The 240-nt window shown below is 48.8% G+C and carries 1 pseudogene; it reads left to right on the top strand.

What is annotated here, in order from left to right:
- Positions 1-125: 125 nt before the first annotated feature.
- A pseudogene (locus tag AK963_RS34750) lies at positions 126-240 on the top strand (transposase); the annotation flags it as partial.

Below are 240 nucleotides of genomic sequence, written 5' to 3'. Positions count from 1 at the left end.
CTCTCGATTGGTCATGGCGCTGCTCCCTGCTTGATACCAACAGGAAAACAATCGGCCAGAAAAGGGTTAATCGGGAGGTCAAATTAAACTGGTGTTTTGAAGACTTATTACATCGGTGATGACACAAAGGCCAGACTCGGCTAAACAAGCTTGATCAGCAAATCCTTACCCTCTATGCCCGAGGCATGACCACCCGTGATATTGCCGAAGCCATTCACGAGATGTACGGTGCTGAGGTGT

This window comes from Endozoicomonas atrinae (genome assembly GCF_001647025.1).
Classification (GTDB): Bacteria; Pseudomonadota; Gammaproteobacteria; order Pseudomonadales; family Endozoicomonadaceae; genus Endozoicomonas; species Endozoicomonas atrinae.
This window is presented reverse-complemented; position numbering and strand designations above follow the sequence as displayed.